At 63.5% G+C, this 15,238-nt stretch carries 14 protein-coding genes; 8 read left to right on the forward strand and 6 right to left on the reverse strand.

Annotated features, from left to right (window positions below; all coding sequences use genetic code 11):
- Nucleotides 1-34: 34 nt before the first annotated feature.
- The 5 genes from ribA to RN346_RS01095 all read left to right on the forward strand — a co-directional run bounded on the left by ribA (nucleotide 35) and on the right by RN346_RS01095 (nucleotide 5,606).
- Complete coding sequence (ribA, locus tag RN346_RS01075; protein ID WP_263585458.1) at nucleotides 35-670, forward strand: GTP cyclohydrolase II; 636 nt, start codon at nucleotides 35-37, stop codon at nucleotides 668-670.
- A gap of 71 nt (nucleotides 671-741) precedes the next feature.
- A complete protein-coding gene (locus RN346_RS01080; RefSeq protein WP_311959434.1) occupies nucleotides 742-2,058 on the forward strand; it encodes a diguanylate cyclase in 1,317 nt (438 codons plus the stop codon).
- A gap of 214 nt (nucleotides 2,059-2,272) precedes the next feature.
- The gene (locus RN346_RS01085) at nucleotides 2,273-3,862 is read left to right on the forward strand and encodes a PAS domain-containing protein (protein ID WP_311959437.1); all 1,590 of its coding nucleotides are present in this window, start codon (nucleotides 2,273-2,275) and stop codon (nucleotides 3,860-3,862) included.
- Nucleotides 3,859-5,181: an ATP-binding protein gene (locus RN346_RS01090; protein ID WP_311961869.1), complete on the forward strand. Its 1,323-nt coding sequence runs from the start codon at nucleotides 3,859-3,861 to the stop codon at nucleotides 5,179-5,181. The genes RN346_RS01085 and RN346_RS01090 overlap by 4 nt, the downstream gene beginning before the upstream one ends.
- Nucleotides 5,178-5,606 (forward strand): response regulator, encoded by a 429-nt coding sequence (locus tag RN346_RS01095; protein ID WP_263585454.1) that lies wholly within the window; start codon nucleotides 5,178-5,180, stop codon nucleotides 5,604-5,606. The genes RN346_RS01090 and RN346_RS01095 overlap by 4 nt, the downstream gene beginning before the upstream one ends.
- 10 nt (nucleotides 5,607-5,616) lie before the next feature.
- Here RN346_RS01095 and RN346_RS01100 read toward each other — a convergent pair whose 3' ends face one another.
- From RN346_RS01100 to djlA, 5 genes are all read right to left on the reverse strand, one after another.
- Nucleotides 5,617-6,660, reverse strand: a complete 1,044-nt coding sequence (locus RN346_RS01100) for a pentapeptide repeat-containing protein (RefSeq protein ID WP_311961870.1) — start codon at nucleotides 6,658-6,660, stop codon at nucleotides 5,617-5,619.
- Nucleotides 6,657-7,409, reverse strand: coding sequence for an HAD family hydrolase (locus RN346_RS01105; RefSeq protein ID WP_311961871.1), 753 nt, complete (start codon nucleotides 7,407-7,409; stop codon nucleotides 6,657-6,659). The genes RN346_RS01100 and RN346_RS01105 overlap by 4 nt, the downstream gene beginning before the upstream one ends.
- 73 nt (nucleotides 7,410-7,482) lie before the next feature.
- Nucleotides 7,483-8,127, reverse strand: a complete 645-nt coding sequence (locus RN346_RS01110; RefSeq protein WP_311961872.1) for a glutathione S-transferase family protein — start codon at nucleotides 8,125-8,127, stop codon at nucleotides 7,483-7,485.
- Nucleotides 8,128-8,172: 45 nt separating this feature from the next.
- On the reverse strand, nucleotides 8,173-8,538 hold the full coding sequence (locus RN346_RS01115) for a hypothetical protein (RefSeq protein ID WP_311961873.1): 366 nt from the start codon (nucleotides 8,536-8,538) through the stop codon (nucleotides 8,173-8,175).
- Nucleotides 8,539-8,591: 53 nt separating this feature from the next.
- Nucleotides 8,592-9,365 (reverse strand): co-chaperone DjlA, encoded by a 774-nt coding sequence (gene djlA / locus RN346_RS01120; RefSeq protein ID WP_263585449.1) that lies wholly within the window; start codon nucleotides 9,363-9,365, stop codon nucleotides 8,592-8,594.
- A gap of 196 nt (nucleotides 9,366-9,561) precedes the next feature.
- Between djlA and RN346_RS01125 the strand changes: the two genes are divergently transcribed.
- The 3 genes from RN346_RS01125 to RN346_RS01135 all read left to right on the forward strand — a co-directional run bounded on the left by RN346_RS01125 (nucleotide 9,562) and on the right by RN346_RS01135 (nucleotide 13,199).
- Complete coding sequence (locus tag RN346_RS01125; RefSeq protein ID WP_311961874.1) at nucleotides 9,562-11,886, forward strand: FdhF/YdeP family oxidoreductase; 2,325 nt, start codon at nucleotides 9,562-9,564, stop codon at nucleotides 11,884-11,886.
- The gene (locus RN346_RS01130; RefSeq protein ID WP_311961875.1) at nucleotides 11,886-12,161 is read left to right on the forward strand and encodes a MarR family transcriptional regulator; all 276 of its coding nucleotides are present in this window, start codon (nucleotides 11,886-11,888) and stop codon (nucleotides 12,159-12,161) included. Before RN346_RS01125 ends, RN346_RS01130 begins: the two co-directional genes overlap by 1 nt.
- 96 nt (nucleotides 12,162-12,257) lie before the next feature.
- The gene (locus RN346_RS01135) at nucleotides 12,258-13,199 is read left to right on the forward strand and encodes an aldo/keto reductase (RefSeq protein ID WP_311961876.1); all 942 of its coding nucleotides are present in this window, start codon (nucleotides 12,258-12,260) and stop codon (nucleotides 13,197-13,199) included.
- A 72-nt stretch (nucleotides 13,200-13,271) separates the two neighbouring features.
- On the opposite strand, the gene dxs is transcribed toward RN346_RS01135, so the two are convergent.
- Nucleotides 13,272-15,203, reverse strand: a complete 1,932-nt coding sequence (gene dxs / locus RN346_RS01140; protein WP_311961877.1) for a 1-deoxy-D-xylulose-5-phosphate synthase — start codon at nucleotides 15,201-15,203, stop codon at nucleotides 13,272-13,274.
- Nucleotides 15,204-15,238: the final 35 nt, after the last annotated feature.

Consider the following 15,238-nt stretch of genomic DNA (forward strand, 5'->3'; position numbering starts at 1 on the left):
CGTTGACGGCTCCAGTCGATTTGCGAGGTAATCCGTGACCATCCGCTTCATTTCCGCTTGTCGGCTCCCCACGCCCTGGGCCACCTTCACCATGCACGGCTTCGAGGACGAGGCGACGGGCAAGGATCATATCGCCTTGACACTGGGCGACGTGACAAGCGATGAGCCGGTGCTGGGGCGCGTGCATTCGGAGTGTTTGACCGGCGATGGGCTTTTCTCGATGCGCTGCGACTGCGGCTATCAGCTCCAGGAGGCGCTCAAGCGCATCGCCGCAGAGGGGCGCGGGGTGCTCTTGTATCTGCGCCAGGAAGGGCGCGGCATCGGGCTTTTGAACAAGATTCGCGCCTATGCGCTTCAGGACCAGGGCGCCGATACCGTCGAGGCCAACGAGCAGCTGGGCTTTGGCGCCGACCTGCGCCGCTACGATCTGTGCGTACCGATGCTCGAGCATCTGGAGATCAAGGCGCTCAAGCTGATGACCAACAACCCGCGCAAGGTCGCCGCGCTGACAAGCGACGGCGTCAACGTCGTCGAACGCCTGGCCATCACCACCGGACTCAACCCGCATAACGAGCAGTACCTGGCCACCAAGGCTGGCAAGCTCGGCCACATGATGGCGCTGGGCGACTTTACCCAGGCCGACAGTGTGGATATCGAACGTAAAAAGTAAGTGATTGATGTCACTTGACTCTTAAGGCGCTTCTGCTCAATCTTGCCTAACGACTCATCAAAAGGCATGACATGACTCAGATACCCCGTCAGCTGTCGATCGTATTGGTGGAAGACGACCCCGGCGATGCCACCCTGATTCAGTACACCTTCAAGTACGATCATCAGGAAAGCGAACTGGTCTGGGTCGAAAGCTTGGCGGCGCTTGCCGATGCGCTTGAACAGGCGAGCCGCCCGCCCGACGTCATTTTGCTGGATCTCAGCCTGCCCGATACCAGCGGTATTCAAACCGTTTTGACGTGTAAACAGACCGTCGGCGCCATTCCTATCGTGGTGCTGACCGGCTACGACGATGCCGAGTTTTCGCTTCAGGTGCTCGAAGCTGGCGCCCAGGACTACCTGATCAAGGGCAAGATCGACGCCGACTCGCTCAATCGCGCCATTCGTTATGCCATGAGCCGCGCCAAGCTGGAGCAGCGGCTGGTGCTGTCCGAGGAGCGCATGGCCGCCGCTATCAACGGCGGTAAGCTCGGTGTATGGGATTGGCTGTTCGATAGCCAGACTTTCATCTACAGCGACCGCTGGCTGGAAACGCTCGGCTATCACCGCGACGATGCTGACCTTCCCTCGGACGCCAACGCCTGGTTCATGCGCGTTCATTCGGAGGATCGTGAACGCATCGAGCTTGCCATCGAGCGCCATGTTCAGGGCGAAAATGCCCACTATGAGTGCGAATTTCGCATGCAGCACCGTAGCGGCCACTGGGTGTGGGTGCTGGAGTCTGGCCATATCGTTAGCCGCGACGCCTCCGGCAAACCGCTTCGCATGGTGGGTGTTCAGCAGGACATCAGTGCGCGCAAGGCCATGGAAGCAGAGCTGACGCGACTTGCCATGCACGACGAGCTGACGGGTCAGCTCAACCGGCGCAGCTTCATGGACCTGGCCGAGCGTGAGCTTGCCCGGGTCAAACGCAAGCCCGGCTACGTCACCTGCATGGTGATGTTCGACCTGGATCGCTTCAAAAGCGTCAACGACCGCTACGGCCACGGCGCCGGCGATGCCGTACTGAAACGCTTTGCCGATACCGTCAGCGCAGAGCTTCGTAAGATGGATGTGTTTGGCCGGCTCGGCGGCGAGGAGTTTGCAGTGATGTTGCCGGATACCGATGTCAGCGGCGCCCAGGTCGCCGCCGAGAAGCTGCGTCGCGCCGTCGAGGCGATGGCGGTACGCGTGCCAAGCTTCGGCGAGCCGCTCAAGGTCACCACCAGTATCGGCGTGGCGGTGTTAAAAAGCAGCGACACACTCCCCGATAGCGCGCTCGCCCGCGCCGACAGCGCCCTCTACGAGGCCAAAAACAGCGGCCGCAACCAGGTGTGTATTAACGTTTAAGACGATTTGGCCGATACGCTTTGAAGGACCCTATCATCGAAGGACCTTGTCAATGCGAGGAGTCGGCGTGAACTCACGGCGTGCAGCCAACAAAGTGCAAAGAGCGGTCTGGTGCCGTGGGCTTTGGTGCGTGGGTACGTTTTATCCTGTGGCGCTGTACGCCGGTGATGCTGCTCTTCCGAACACGGCGACTTTTTTCTCAGACGATTGGTTGATGGCAGCGCTTCTGGCGGGGCTTGCCGCTTCGCTGTTGCTGCTGGCCTACGTCTACGGGCGAAGCCGTCAGCACCTTCGCATTCTGCGTCGCCAGCAACAGGCGCTCAACGGCATTCTGTGGGGTACCTCGGCGGGTTCCTGGGAGTGGAACGTCAAAACCGACGAGCTGCATCTCAACGAGCGCTGGGCCGACATGCTCGGCTATACGCTCGAGGAGCTGGCGCCGGTTACGATCGCCACCTGGGAGCGGCTTTGCCACCCGGAAGACCTTGAGCGAGCGCGCCAGGCGCTTTCGACTCACATCGACGGGAGCGCCGAAAGCTACGGCGTCGAGATTCGCCTGCGCCATCGCGACGGGCGCTACCTATGGATCTACTCGCGCGGGCGCGTTCTGGCCCGGGACCCGGAGGGCGCGCCGCTGTTGATGGCGGGCATCCATATCGATATCGATGCGCGCAAGGAGGCCGAAACCCAGGCGCGCGTCATCCATGAGCGTCTAACCAAGCTCAGTGCACGTCTGCCCGGCACGATCTATCAGTTCTGGCGGGGCGTGGATGGGTCCATGAGTTTTCCCTACGCAAGCGAGGGCATGAAGGAGGTCTATGGTATTACGCCGGAAGAGGCCAACCGGGACGTTAATAAGGTTTTTGCGATTATTCATCGCGATGATCTGGCGAGTGTATCGGCCAGCATTGAGGTCTCTACCAACACGCTAACGCTTTGGAGCGAGATATTCCGCGTCCATCACCCCGCTAAAGGGCTTTGTTGGATCGAAGGGAACGCCGTTCCTGAGCGGCTAGAGGATGGCAGCACGATGTGGCATGGCTACTTGCGTGACATTACCGAAAGCCACGAGCTGCAAAAAGAGCGCGACGTTTACCGTGAGTCGCTGGAAAAATCCAACGCTGAACTCGAGCACTTCGCCTACGCCGCCTCTCACGATTTGCGCCAGCCGCTTCGCATGGTGACCAGCTACGCCGGGCTTTTAAAGCGCCACCTGGGCGATCAGCTCGACGCCGACGGCCAGACCATGCTGCATTACATGAGCGATGGCGCCAAACGCATGGATGACATGCTGCTCTCGCTGCTGGAGTACTCTCGTATTGGCCGCCAGGGGGAATCCTTCACCGAAGTGGCGCTTCGCGAGACCCTCGATGAAGCGCTGCACTTTCTCGCCCCGGCGGTGGTAGAGGCCAGCGCGACGATCCGCATCGAGGGCGAGTGGCCCAGGCTTCGCGCAAGCCACGATGAAATGACGCGGCTGTTTCAAAACCTGATCGGCAACGCGCTCAAGTATCACGCCGGTGACACGTCAGTCGAGGTGCGCATCGACTGCCTGCGACGTGAAGAGGGGGTTTATATCACCATTGCCGACAACGGCATCGGCATCGACCCGAATCAGATCCCTCGGTTATTCAAGGTGTTTCAGCGTTTGCACGGGCGCGACGAATTCGAAGGCACCGGGGTGGGGCTGGCGCTGTGTCGCAAGATCGTCGAGCGTCACCAGGGCCGTATTTGGGTGACCTCGGCGGGCAAGGGCACGGGCAGCTGTTTTCATGTCGTGCTGGCCGAGGAGGTGGCCGCGTGAAGCGCCTTTTCGTGTCAGGCCGATACGCGCAACTGGCGCTGACTTTTCTGCTCGCTCCGTTGACCGCCTGGGGGCAAACCACCTTCGATGAGTTTTTTCAGAATAGCCCTTCGCCGATGTGGATGGTGGCCGTCGACGATGGCGAGATTGTGCGTGCCAATCCCGCCGCCAAGGCGTTCTATGGCTACCCGAATCTGGAGAAGATGCAGATCGATCAGATCAACACCTTTACACCGGAGCAGCTTCGCGCCGAGATCCAGCTGGCCAGCCGTCAGGAGAGAAACCATCTGATTTTCCGCCATCGGTTGGCAGATGGGTCGACCCGACTGGTCGGCGTTTACACCCAGCCCTATCAGTGGCAGGGCGAAGCCGTGCTGCTCTCCTCACTTTATGACATGAGCGCGGTGGATGGTGTGACCGGTCGGCGCTATGTCGCCACGATCGAAGAGCAGGTCGATCTGCAAACGATGGAACTCGAGCATGCCCGCGAGCGAACGCGCTGGCTCTGGATCGGCAGCGCCCTGGCACAGGGCATCGTGATCGTGCTGCTGGCTCTTGCCCTATGGCGCCTGCGTGGCGCCCAGCGTGAGCGCACGCGCCTGATCGACGAGCTATCGTTTCGCAATCACGAGCTCGAGCGCATCAGCCAGGCCATGGCGCATCACTTTCAGGAGCCCAGCCGCCGCCTGGTCAGTTTCTCCCATCAGTTGAAGCGCCTGCCGCCGGAGGTGCTCGACGACTCCTCGAACGTGGCGGTGGGGTTCATCAACACCCAGGCGCAGCGGCTGAGCGAACTGGTCAGTGACGTGCAGCGCTATTTGAGCCTGGATCAAACGCCCTTGACCCTTGAACGTCTCAACGTCGAGCGCATTATTGACGAGCTTTATCAACGAGACCCACTTCTGGGGCCGCTGCGCGACCAAAAAGCGCTATTGATCGATCATCCGCTGCCCGAGGCCTTTTTCGATCGCAAGCAGCTGGGCCTGATCTTCAAGCTGCTGCTGCATAACGCCTGGCAGTATCGTCAGCCTTCGCGCCCCCTGACGGTCGAAATCAGCGGGAAAGTGGTCAGGGGGCGCGCTCAGTACCGCGTGGCCGATAACGGCCAGGGCATCGCGCCGGAGTATCGCCGGCAGGTGTTCGAGATGTTCAATCGGCTCGTGCCCAATGGAGATGCCTATCCCGGTACCGGGGTGGGGCTTGCGATTTTAGTGAAGCTGCTGCGCAAGGCGGATGGCCAAATAACAATAGAGGATGGCAGGGACGGCGGTGCGTGTTTCGTGTTCGACCTGCCGCTGCCCGGGGAGAAGCGTCAATGAGTGAGCCGTTTGTCGTACTGCTGGTGGAAGACGAACCCGCTGATGTGCACTTGAGCCGGATGGCCTTTCGCGAGGGCCAGATGCTGGTGGAGGTGTTCGACGTCGGCGACGGTGTCGAGGCGCTGGCGTTTTTGCAGCGGGAAGGGCGATATGCCGATGCGCCGAAACCGGATCTGATTTTGCTGGATCTCAACATGCCGCGCATGGATGGCAAGACGTTTTTGAAACGCATCAAAACGATCGAGGCACTGCGCCGGATTCCTGTGGTGGTATTGACCACCTCGGAGGCCGAGGCGGACATTTTCGCCTCCTACGACCTGGGCGCGGCGGGGTTCATCGTCAAGCCGATGGACATCGAGCGGTTCATCGCCTCGATTCGTTCGCTGGAAGAGTACTGGCTAACGCTGGTGCGTCGGCCTGCTTGAGGCCTGCCTCTCAGGCGTTTCGCAGCCGGTTGCCCAGGCAAAACCCCAAAAGCCCGAGCAGCGTGATGCCGAGCGTCGTTTCGAGCGTCGTGGCCCACTTCAGCCAGCGGCTCGAGAGCTCGGCATCGAGCGAGGCGGTCATCGCCTGGGCGCTGAACAACAGCGCGTCGTTGAGCGTGTTCAGCGTTTCGCCTTGTGCGCCTGCCACGCCGGTCACCGCGTAAAGGCCGGCGAAGGCGAGCATCACGACCAGCAGCGTTACCATCACGCGCAGCGGGCTTTCACCAAAACCGGCGACCAGATCGGCGCTGGTGCCCAACAGCCAGCGCAGCGTCGCACGAAAGAGCCCCGGGCGCGTTGGCGTATCCAGCTCTCGCTCGATGTGCCGGCGCCGCCACACCTGGTCCGGGCGTACCGCCCGCGTTTCCAGCCGACGGGCGTGATAATAGGCCCAGCCCGCATCCCGCGTGCTGCCCTTGGCACTCCAGTGGGCCGACAGCGCGCGATAGATATCCGCCGCCTCGCGATGGCGGCGCGACAAATGCAGCGGGGTACGTCGTGGATCGTCGCCCCGGCCGCGCGCCGCCAAATCGGCGTGAAACGCGGCGAAGTCCTCCTCGCGCTCCTGCAACAGCCCGCTTTTGAATCCTTCCTCGATCGCCTCTCGCGGTAGCGCCACGCCGTCGAACACCGCCAGATGCAGCGAGCAGGCGCTGATGTCCGAGGCCTCGAAGACGGTATTCATCCCCAGTCGCGCCCGATAGAAATCGCAGCCCTTGAGCCGTGCGCGCTTGAAAGAGACGCGCTCGAACTCGGCGTAGCGCAGGTCGCAGTCGATCAGTTCGGCCTGTTGAAACTTCACGTCGCGAAGCTGCGCGTTGGTGAAGGTACAGCGAAAGAGCCGCGCGTCGCGAAAATCGAAGCGTTCGAGTAGCGTGGCGTAGTGCGGATTGCCGAAGTCGACCTCCTCGAGCGCGCACCCGACGAAGTCGACCCAGTCGTTCTGGCGAGCGGCGAGCCGCTCATCGACCTGTGCCGCGCTCAGCCGCTTCACGGAGCGCTTTCCAAACCGAAGTGCTGGCGCGCGATGCGGGCCACCGCCAGCGGGTCGCCATCCTGGAGCGTGGCCAGCGGTGTCGGCAGCGCCACGCCTTCCGGCGCCGGCGTGCCGCGGTCGAGCAAAATCGTCGGGATGCCGAGCTGACGGGCGCCCAGCACGTCATCAAAAGGGTTGTCGCCGACGTAGATGACGTTGTCCGCAGGGCAGTCGAGCGCCTCGAGGGCGGCGCGAAACAGGGCCGGGTCCGGCTTGCAGGCCAACACGTCAGAGCTGAACAGCACGAGCTCGAAATCGTCCCAAAGCCCGAGCATGGAAAGCTCGGCCTCGGTGTAGGCGCGCTGGGTGTTGGAGGCGATGGCAAGGCGAAAATCTGCGGCACAGGCGTCGAGCATCGCGCGCGTGCCCGGCCATAGGCCGATCTCGCGGGTCGTGATCTGACGATAGGTCAGGGCGAGCTCCGAGGCCAGCGCGTCGCGGCGCGCGGCGGGCACGCCTGCCTCGGCAAGCAGCGCCTCCCACACCCGGCGCACGTCGACGTCCGGCGCTTCGCCGCCGGTGGCCTCGAGCTGGCCTCGGGTAATCGCCCAAAAGCGCTGCTCGAGCCTGGGCGCCTCGATGAAGACCTGACGGTAGCGCAGCCAGTCGGCGAGAAAGGCGAAGGTGCCCGCATCGACGTGGTCACCGTCGAAGACGAGCAGGGTTTTGAAGACGTCGAACAGCAATACGGGCCTGGAGGCGGGCATCGTTGATTCCCTTGAAAGCGAGGCCGTCATTGTAGGTCGGCGCCAAAAGTGTGACCAGCGCCCATCAAACGGGTTAGCCGGTCGGCTCGCTGCCGGCTTTTTCGGCGGCGGCTTTCTCTTGTGCGACGGCGCGGGCCATGGCGGGGCGCTCGAGCTGTGCGGTCATGTAGTGCTCGAGCGTTTCCGGCAGGCGGTACTTCATGCTCTTCGCCCAGCTCAGCGTATGGGCCAAAAACAGATCTGCTAGCGTGAAGTGCTCACCCACCAGATATGTCTGCCCCTGATAGCGGCGCTCGAGCGCCTTGAGCGCGCGCGCAAACTCCCAGGCGCACGTAGGGATGACCGCCGCTACCCGGTGCTCTTCGGGCAGTGCGAAGGTGTGCTTGGCGTGATTCCAAAGCGGCTGTTCAAGCTCCGTGGTCACGAAGCAGAGCCATTGATCGACCTCGGCGCGCCCTTCGGCGGAGGCGGGTAAAAGTTTGCCTTCGCCATGGCGCTCGGCCAGGTAGCGGCAAATGGCGGCAGACTCGAACAGCACCAAATCGCCGTCCTCGAGCACTGGGACCTTGCCCTCCGGATGGCGCGCCAGGTGCGCCTCGGAGCGACCTTCACCCATGTCCAGCGCCACGTGCTGGCAGCAATACTCGACGCCAAGCTCCTCGAGGGTCCAGGCCGCGCGCAGCGAGCGGGAATGGGGGTATCCGTAAAGTGTGATCATGGGTCACCTGACTTGAAACAAGAGTGCCAGTGGTTAAAGGGGCGATCAGGGAGCGTCGCTGATGTCACCGTAGCCGACAACACTATCCTCTTCGATCCATTCGATCCGGCCGTCGTCATCCAGCCGTACGCCGTAGCAGCTGACGTCGTCGCCGCCGTAGTCGAAGCACATGGTGTCGCCTTCGATACTGGCCTGGCCCGAGTAGCCGTCGCCGACGATTTCACCGTTGGGCAGGTAAATCTCGCTGTACGCCTGGTCTCCCGCCATGGCGCCCTGCACCTGATGGCCCCAGATCAGCTCACGAATTTCGTTGCCGGTCAGGCGCTCGCCGACGGTTTGGGCGAGCGCCTGACCCGCTGAAACGCCGCTAACAATGAGGGCAAGAGAAGCCAGTGAAACGGATAGACGCATGGTGAAATCTCCATTGGTCGAACAGTGAGCCGACGCCGCCGGGCGCGACCGATTTAATTCGCCTCGCGCGCGCTTTTGATGCGCTCGAAGGCGTTACTGATCTCGCTGGTGCGCTGCTGGGCCATGTCGCGCATGCTCTCGGGCAGGCCCTTGCTGGCCAGCTTGTCCGGGTGATTCTGGCTCATCAGGCGCCGGTAGGCCTTTTTGATTTCGGCGTCGCTCGCCTCTTCGCTGACGCCGAGCACCCGGTAGGCATCTTTCAATGAGGCTTCGCTGGTCGCCTGGCCGTTGCTCGCGGCGCGCTCGAGCATCGCTTCGAGCTGCTGAATCTCGGTGTCGCTGCAGCCGATGCCGCGGGCTACGCGCATCATCATCGCACGCTCGTCGTCGTGAATCTCGCCGTCGGCGGCGATGGCGTTGAGCTGTACCTGCAAAAAGATCTGACGCAGCATCGGCTGGCGGCGAGTCAGCTGCCCGACCGTGGCAAGCTCCGCCTCGAGGTCGAAATCGTCGCCGCGCCCGCGCTCGAAGGCGGCGCGCGCCTGGCGGCGCTGGGCGTCGTTAAAACGCATCTGGGTGAACAGGCGCTCGGCGATGTCGCGCTCGCCGTCGCTGACGCGACCATCGGCCTGGCACAGACAGCCCATGACCGAAAACACCGACTCCAGATACCCCTGCTCGATTTGCACGCGGGCGGCTAGCAGCCGGCGCACGGCGCGCTGGGCGATCCAGAAGCCGAAGGCACCGCCCATCAGTAGCCCCACCGGGCCGAACAGGGCAAGGCCCAATAATCCAAACAGCAGCGTCGAAATCGTTAGAAATACCATGGCTCTCTCAAAACGGGTGAAAAAAGGGCGGGCTAAGCGGTTATCCAGCGCCACTATATCGAGAATTGAGAGTCAGTATAGAAGGATTGGTTTCTCTCGCTTGACCTTGTCGGACTTTTGTCCAGACTTTATGAGCTTGATAACGGTCGGCGGCCACGCCAATGGCCGCCCCGAACGCCTTGCCAGGAGATGCGCAATGACCTCGCCCAGCAGCCAAAAGCCTGCCGATAAAAAAGCCCGCGAACACGACCCGGACGTGGGCACGTATCGCAACCCGGCCGGCGGGTGGGGCGCGCTCAAGGCGGTGGGCCAGCATCTTCTGCACAGCCGCTCGCCGGCGACCAACGCTCGTTCGCTGTTGAAGCTCAACCAGCCCGACGGCTTCGACTGCCCCGGCTGCGCCTGGGGCGACCCGGAGCATGGCTCGTCGTTCGAGTTTTGCGAAAACGGCGTGAAAGCGGTGACCTGGGAGGCCACGGCCAAGAAGGTCAAGCGCGACTTCTTCGCCCGCTACAGCGTCACCGAGCTCAAGAGCTGGGACGACTATCGTCTCGAGGACCAGGGCCGGCTGGTCGAGCCCATGGCCTACAATGCCGAGACCGACCACTATGAGCCGATCGGCTGGGACGAGGCGCTCACGCTGATCGCCGATGAGCTCAAGGCCCTGCCCACCCCGGATGACGCGATCTTCTACACCTCCGGCAAGGCGTGTAACGAATCCGCCTACGTGTTCCAGCTGCTGGCGCGCCTTTACGGCACCAATAACCTGCCGGACTGCTCCAACATGTGCCACGAGGCGAGCGGTGTGGCGCTGGGCGACGCGCTGGGCACCGGCAAGGGCAGCGTGCGGCTGGAGGATTTCGAGCACGCCGAGGCGATCTTCGTGTTCGGCCAGAACCCGGGCACCAACCACCCGCGCATGCTGGGGACGCTGCGCGAAGCCGCCGAGCGCGGCGCCATCATCGCCAGCTTCAATCCGCTTCACGAGCGTGGCTTGGAGAAATTCGCCGACCCGCAGAAGCCGCTGGAGATGCTGCACAACGGCAGCCACCGCATCAGCTCGCACTACTTCTGCCCGAAGCTTGGCGGCGACATGGCGGCGGTGCGCGGCATTGCCAAGGCGCTGTTCGAGCGCGAGGCTGGCGGCGAAACGGTGCTCGACCACGCCTTTCTCAGCGAGCACACCGAGCAGCTCGAGGCGTACCAGACGCTGGTCGAGGCGACCCCGTGGGGGGAGATTGAGGCGCAGTCCGGCCTCACCCGGGCCGAGATGGAGAAGGCCGCCGAGCTTTACGCCCGGTCGAATGCCACGATCATCTGCTGGGCAATGGGCATCACTCAGCACGAGCACTCGGTGCCCACCGTGCGCGAGATCGTCAACCTGCTGATGTTACGCGGCAATTTGGGCCGGCTCGGTACCGGCACCTCGCCGGTGCGCGGCCACTCCAACGTCCAGGGCGACCGCACCATGGGCATTTTCGAGCAGCCTTCCGACGAGCTTCTGGACGCCCTCGAGGCGCGCTACAAGCGCTCCATGCCGCGCGAACACGGGGTCGATTCCGTGGCCGCGGTCGCCGCGATGCGCGATGCGCCGGGCAAGGTGTTCGTGGGGCTGGCGGGTAACTTCACTCGGGCGATTTCGGATACCTTCGTGGCTGAGGCGGCGATGAGCCAGTGCCGGCTGACCGCGTTCATCAGCACCAAACTCAATAGAAGCCACCTGATCACCGGCGAGAAAGCGCTGATTTTGCCCTGCCTTGGGCGCAGCGAAATCGACAAGACCGGCGGCAAGACCCAGCTGATCACCGTCGAGGACTCCATGAGCATGGTGCACGGCTCCGCGGGCATCAATCGCCCGGCAAGCCGCCATCTGCCTTCGGAAATTGCGCTGTTGACCCAGCTTGGCGAGAAGCTGGTGGGAAGCGAGGCGGTCGACTGGGCGGCGATGCGAAACGACTACGACGTGATTCGTGAGCACGTCGCCGAGGTGATTCCCGGTTTTGACAACTTCAACGAGCGGGTGCGGGTGCCGCGCGGTTTCTGGCTCGGCAACCCCACCGCCGAGCGCACGTTCCCGACCGAAAGCGGCAAGGCCGTGTTCTCCGACGCGCCGCTGCCAAAAGACGTGATGCACCAGCGCATGGCCGCCCGCGAGGGCTGGCTGACGCTTCAGACCATGCGCTCTCACGATCAGTACAACACGACCATCTACGGCTACAACGACCGCTATCGCGGCATCGAAAATGGCCGCCAGGTCGTGTTTCTGAATAAGGCGGACATCGAGCGCCTGGGTGTATCCGCCGGGCAGTGGGTCGATCTGGTGGGCGAATCCGACGACGGCGTCCAGCGCCGGGTCGAGGGCTTCAAGGTCGTGGCTTACGACACCCCGGCCGGCTGCGCGGCGGCCTACTACCCGGAAACCAATCCGCTGGTGCCGCTTTCCCACAAGGGCGAAGGCAGCCATACCCCGGCGTATAAATCCATCGCCATTCGCCTGGAACCCAGCGCCCGCATTGCCTGATGGAAACACTCGAACGCGCGCTTGAGAACCTGCAGCGCGCCTACCCGGCGCTCGACGCGCTGCAAGCGCTGGTGCTGCTGGCCCTCGATGAGCAGGGCAAGCCAGGGATTTCCAGCGCGCGGCTGTCGCGGCGCCTGGAAATCGAGCACGCGCTGATCCGCCGCGCCTGCGCCGAGCTCGACGCTCAGGGCTGGGTGCGCCTGACCGCCGCCGGCGGGGCAACCCCGGCGCTGCGCGTCGAGCTTGTGCGCTCCTTATCGGGCACTTCGCCTTAGCGGCCGCGCATGCGTTGCCGCCACCGCCTGCCAGGCTGACGAAAGCGCGCTATCTCAAACCCTCGCGCACCTCAAAATCCAAAAGGGAGTAGGATGATGAACAAACACCCACTGGGCCGCTCCGGCATCGAAATCGCGCCGCTCGCGTTTGGCGGCAACGTGTTCGGCTGGACCGCCGATGAGAAACGCTCGTTCGAGCTTTTGGACCGCTTCGTCGAGCGCGGCTTCAACGCCGTGGACACCGCCGACGTTTACTCGTCCTGGGCGCCGGGCCATGAAGGCGGCGAGTCCGAGAAGGTGCTGGGCAAATGGCTCAAGCAGACCGGCAAGCGCGACGACATCGTGCTGATGAGCAAGGTGGGGCTTTGGGAGGCGCGCAAGGGACTGGGGGCGGCTAATATCGAAGCGGCGGTGAACGACTCGCTCACGCGGCTGAACACCGACTATCTCGATGTCTACTTCGCCCATACCGACGACCAGGGTACGCCGCTCGAGGAGACGCTCACCGCGTTCTCGAAGCTGATCGAGGCGGGCAAGGTACGCACGATCGGCGCGTCCAACTACTCGGCCGGGCGCCTGCGCCAGGCGCTGGACGTCTCGAAAGCGCAGGGCCTACCGCGCTACGAGCTGATCCAGCCGCTTTACAACCTCGTCGAGCGCGACAAGTACGAAGGCGAGCTGGCAACGCTTGTACGTGAGCAGGAGATTGGCGTGGTGAGCTACTTTTCGCTCGCCAGCGGCTTTCTCACCGGCAAGTACAAGACGCTGGAAGACACCAAGGGCAGTGACCGTGAGCAGTTTCTCGGCCACTACTTCGATGCGCGCGGCAAGCGCGTGCTGAGCGAGCTTCTGAGCGTGGCCGATGAACTTGGAGTCAAGCCCGCCCAGGTGGCGTTGGCCTGGCTGCTCGCCCGAAACGGCGTCACCGCGCCGATCGCCAGCGCCACGAAGCTCGAACAGCTCGACGATACGCTGGATGCGGTCGAGCTGGTACTTCCCGGTGAGGCGATCGAACGCCTGACGAAGGCGGGCGAGTAGCGCACTCGGCGCGCGTGTAAAACCAGACGCCGCCAGCCGGCAGGCCGCTCTGCCGGCCGGTGGTCGTTGGAGCTAGTCGTTTAACGCCGCAAGACGCTTTTCGATCGCCGCCTGAATGCCCGCCGCGTCCAAGGCGCAGTCGCGCAGAAGCTCGTCCGGGGTGCCGTGCTCGACGAAGCTGTCTGGCAGGCCCAGGTGCAGCACGTTGGCCGTTACGTTTTCAAAGTGCAGTAGCTCGCTGATGGCGCTGCCGGCGCCGCCGGCCACCACGTTCTCTTCGAGCGTCACCAGAAGGTCGTGCTCGGCGGCGGCACTCAGCACCGCGTCGCGGTCCAGCGGTTTGATCGAGCGCATGTTGATATGCGTGGCGCTTAAGCGCTCGGCGACTTCCTCGGCCGGGCCGTTCATGCTGCCAAACGCCAGAAGCGCCACCCTGGGGCCGTCGCCGTCGGCGCGTCGGCGCGTGTCGGCGCGGCCAATGGTCAAGGGCTCCAGGTGCTCGGGCACCGCCACGCCGGGGCCGGTGCCGCGGGGGTAGCGCACCGCCGCCGGGCCTTCATGCTGGTAGGCGGCGCTCAGCATGGCGCGACACTCCGCTTCGTCCGCCGGGGCCAGAATCACCATGTTGGGCACGCAGCGCAGAAACGAGATGTCCATGCTGCCGTGGTGGGTCGGGCCATCCTCGCCGACCAGCCCTGCGCGGTCGATAGCAAAGGTGACGTCGAGCCCCTGCACCGCCACATCGTGAATCAGCTGATCGTAGCCGCGCTGCAAAAAGGTCGAGTAGATCGCCACGACCGGCTTCATGCCCTCGCAGGCCATGCCGGCGGCCAGCGTCACCGCGTGCTGCTCGGCGATCGCCACGTCGAAGTAGCGCTCGGGGTATTCTTTCGAGAAGCGGATAAGATCCGAGCCTTCGCGCATGGCCGGGGTAATGCCCATCAGCCGTGCATCATGAGCGGCCATGTCACAAAGCCAGTGGCCAAACACGTTGCAGTACTTCTGCTTGGGCGCGGCCGGGGCGGCGGCGGGCTTTTTCGCCTCGGCGTTGGCACCGCGCGGTTTTTCCAGCTTGGTGATGGCGTGATAGCCGATCTGGTCGGCTTCCGCGGGCAGAAAGCCCTTGCCCTTGACGGTCTTGATATGGAGAAACTGCGGGCCGCTCTGTTCGCGCAGCGCGCTCAGCGTATCGGTCAGCGCTTCCAGATCGTGGCCGTCGATGGGGCCGACGTAGTTGAAGCCAAGCTCCTCGAACAGCGTGGCGGGGCTGACGAAGCCCTTCATGTGCTCTTCGGTACGCTTGGCGAGCTTCAAGGCGCCGGGCAGGTGCGAGAGCACCTTCTTGCTCTCTTCGCGCATCTTGAGATACGGCTTGCTCGACAGCATGCGCGCCAGATACGTCGCTAGGCCCCCAACGTTTTCCGAAATCGACATCTCGTTGTCGTTGAGCACCACCAGCATGTTGGCATCGACATGGCCGGCGTGGGTCAGCGCTTCAAACGCCATGCCCGCGGTCAGGGCGCCGTCGCCGATGATCGCGCAGACGCGGCGGTCGTCGTTTTGCGCGCGAGCGGCCAGCGCCATGCCGAGCGCCGCCGAGATCGACGTGCTCGAGTGGCCCACACCGAAGGTATCGAACTCCGATTCGGCGCGGCGCGGAAAGGCGGCCAGGCCGCCGTGCTGGCGAATACCGGTCATCGCCTCGCGCCGCCCGGTCAGAATCTTGTGCGGGTAGGCCTGGTGGCCCACGTCCCACACCAGCCGGTCTCTGGGCGTATCAAAGACGTGATGCAGCGCCACGCTGAGTTCGACCACGCCAAGGCCCGCGCCAAAGTGGCCGCCGGAAACGCCCACGCTGTAAAGAAGGTAGGCACGCAGCTCGTCGGCAAGCGTGGCGAGCTGAGCGTCGTTCATGGCGCGCAGGGCGGCCGGGTGATCAATGGCGTCGAGCAAGGGCGTTGCCGGGCGCTCGCGGGAAATCTCGTCGAACAGCTTCATGGGCATGTAGTCACGGTCATTTTTTGTACAGACACTGTCGA

This window comes from Halomonas sp. PAMB 3232 (assembly GCF_031954225.1).
GTDB lineage: Bacteria > Pseudomonadota > Gammaproteobacteria > Pseudomonadales > Halomonadaceae > Vreelandella.

Excerpts from the sequence above, each read along its gene's own strand:
- RN346_RS01080 (WP_311959434.1), top strand. The coding sequence starts at position 742 with ATGACTCAGATACCCCGTCAGCTGTCGATCGTATTGGTGGAAGACGAC.
- RN346_RS01085 (WP_311959437.1), top strand. The coding sequence starts at position 2,273 with ATGGCAGCGCTTCTGGCGGGGCTTGCCGCTTCGCTGTTGCTGCTGGCC.
- RN346_RS01095 (WP_263585454.1), top strand. The coding sequence starts at position 5,178 with ATGAGTGAGCCGTTTGTCGTACTGCTGGTGGAAGACGAACCCGCTGAT.
- RN346_RS01105 (WP_311961871.1), bottom strand. The coding sequence starts at position 7,409 with ATGCCCGCCTCCAGGCCCGTATTGCTGTTCGACGTCTTCAAAACCCTG.
- RN346_RS01110 (WP_311961872.1), bottom strand. The coding sequence starts at position 8,127 with ATGATCACACTTTACGGATACCCCCATTCCCGCTCGCTGCGCGCGGCC.
- RN346_RS01115 (WP_311961873.1), bottom strand. The coding sequence starts at position 8,538 with ATGCGTCTATCCGTTTCACTGGCTTCTCTTGCCCTCATTGTTAGCGGC.
- djlA (WP_263585449.1), bottom strand. The coding sequence starts at position 9,365 with ATGGTATTTCTAACGATTTCGACGCTGCTGTTTGGATTATTGGGCCTT.
- RN346_RS01125 (WP_311961874.1), top strand. The coding sequence starts at position 9,562 with ATGACCTCGCCCAGCAGCCAAAAGCCTGCCGATAAAAAAGCCCGCGAA.
- RN346_RS01130 (WP_311961875.1), top strand. The coding sequence starts at position 11,886 with ATGGAAACACTCGAACGCGCGCTTGAGAACCTGCAGCGCGCCTACCCG.
- RN346_RS01135 (WP_311961876.1), top strand. The coding sequence starts at position 12,258 with ATGAACAAACACCCACTGGGCCGCTCCGGCATCGAAATCGCGCCGCTC.
- dxs (WP_311961877.1), bottom strand. The coding sequence starts at position 15,203 with ATGCCCATGAAGCTGTTCGACGAGATTTCCCGCGAGCGCCCGGCAACG.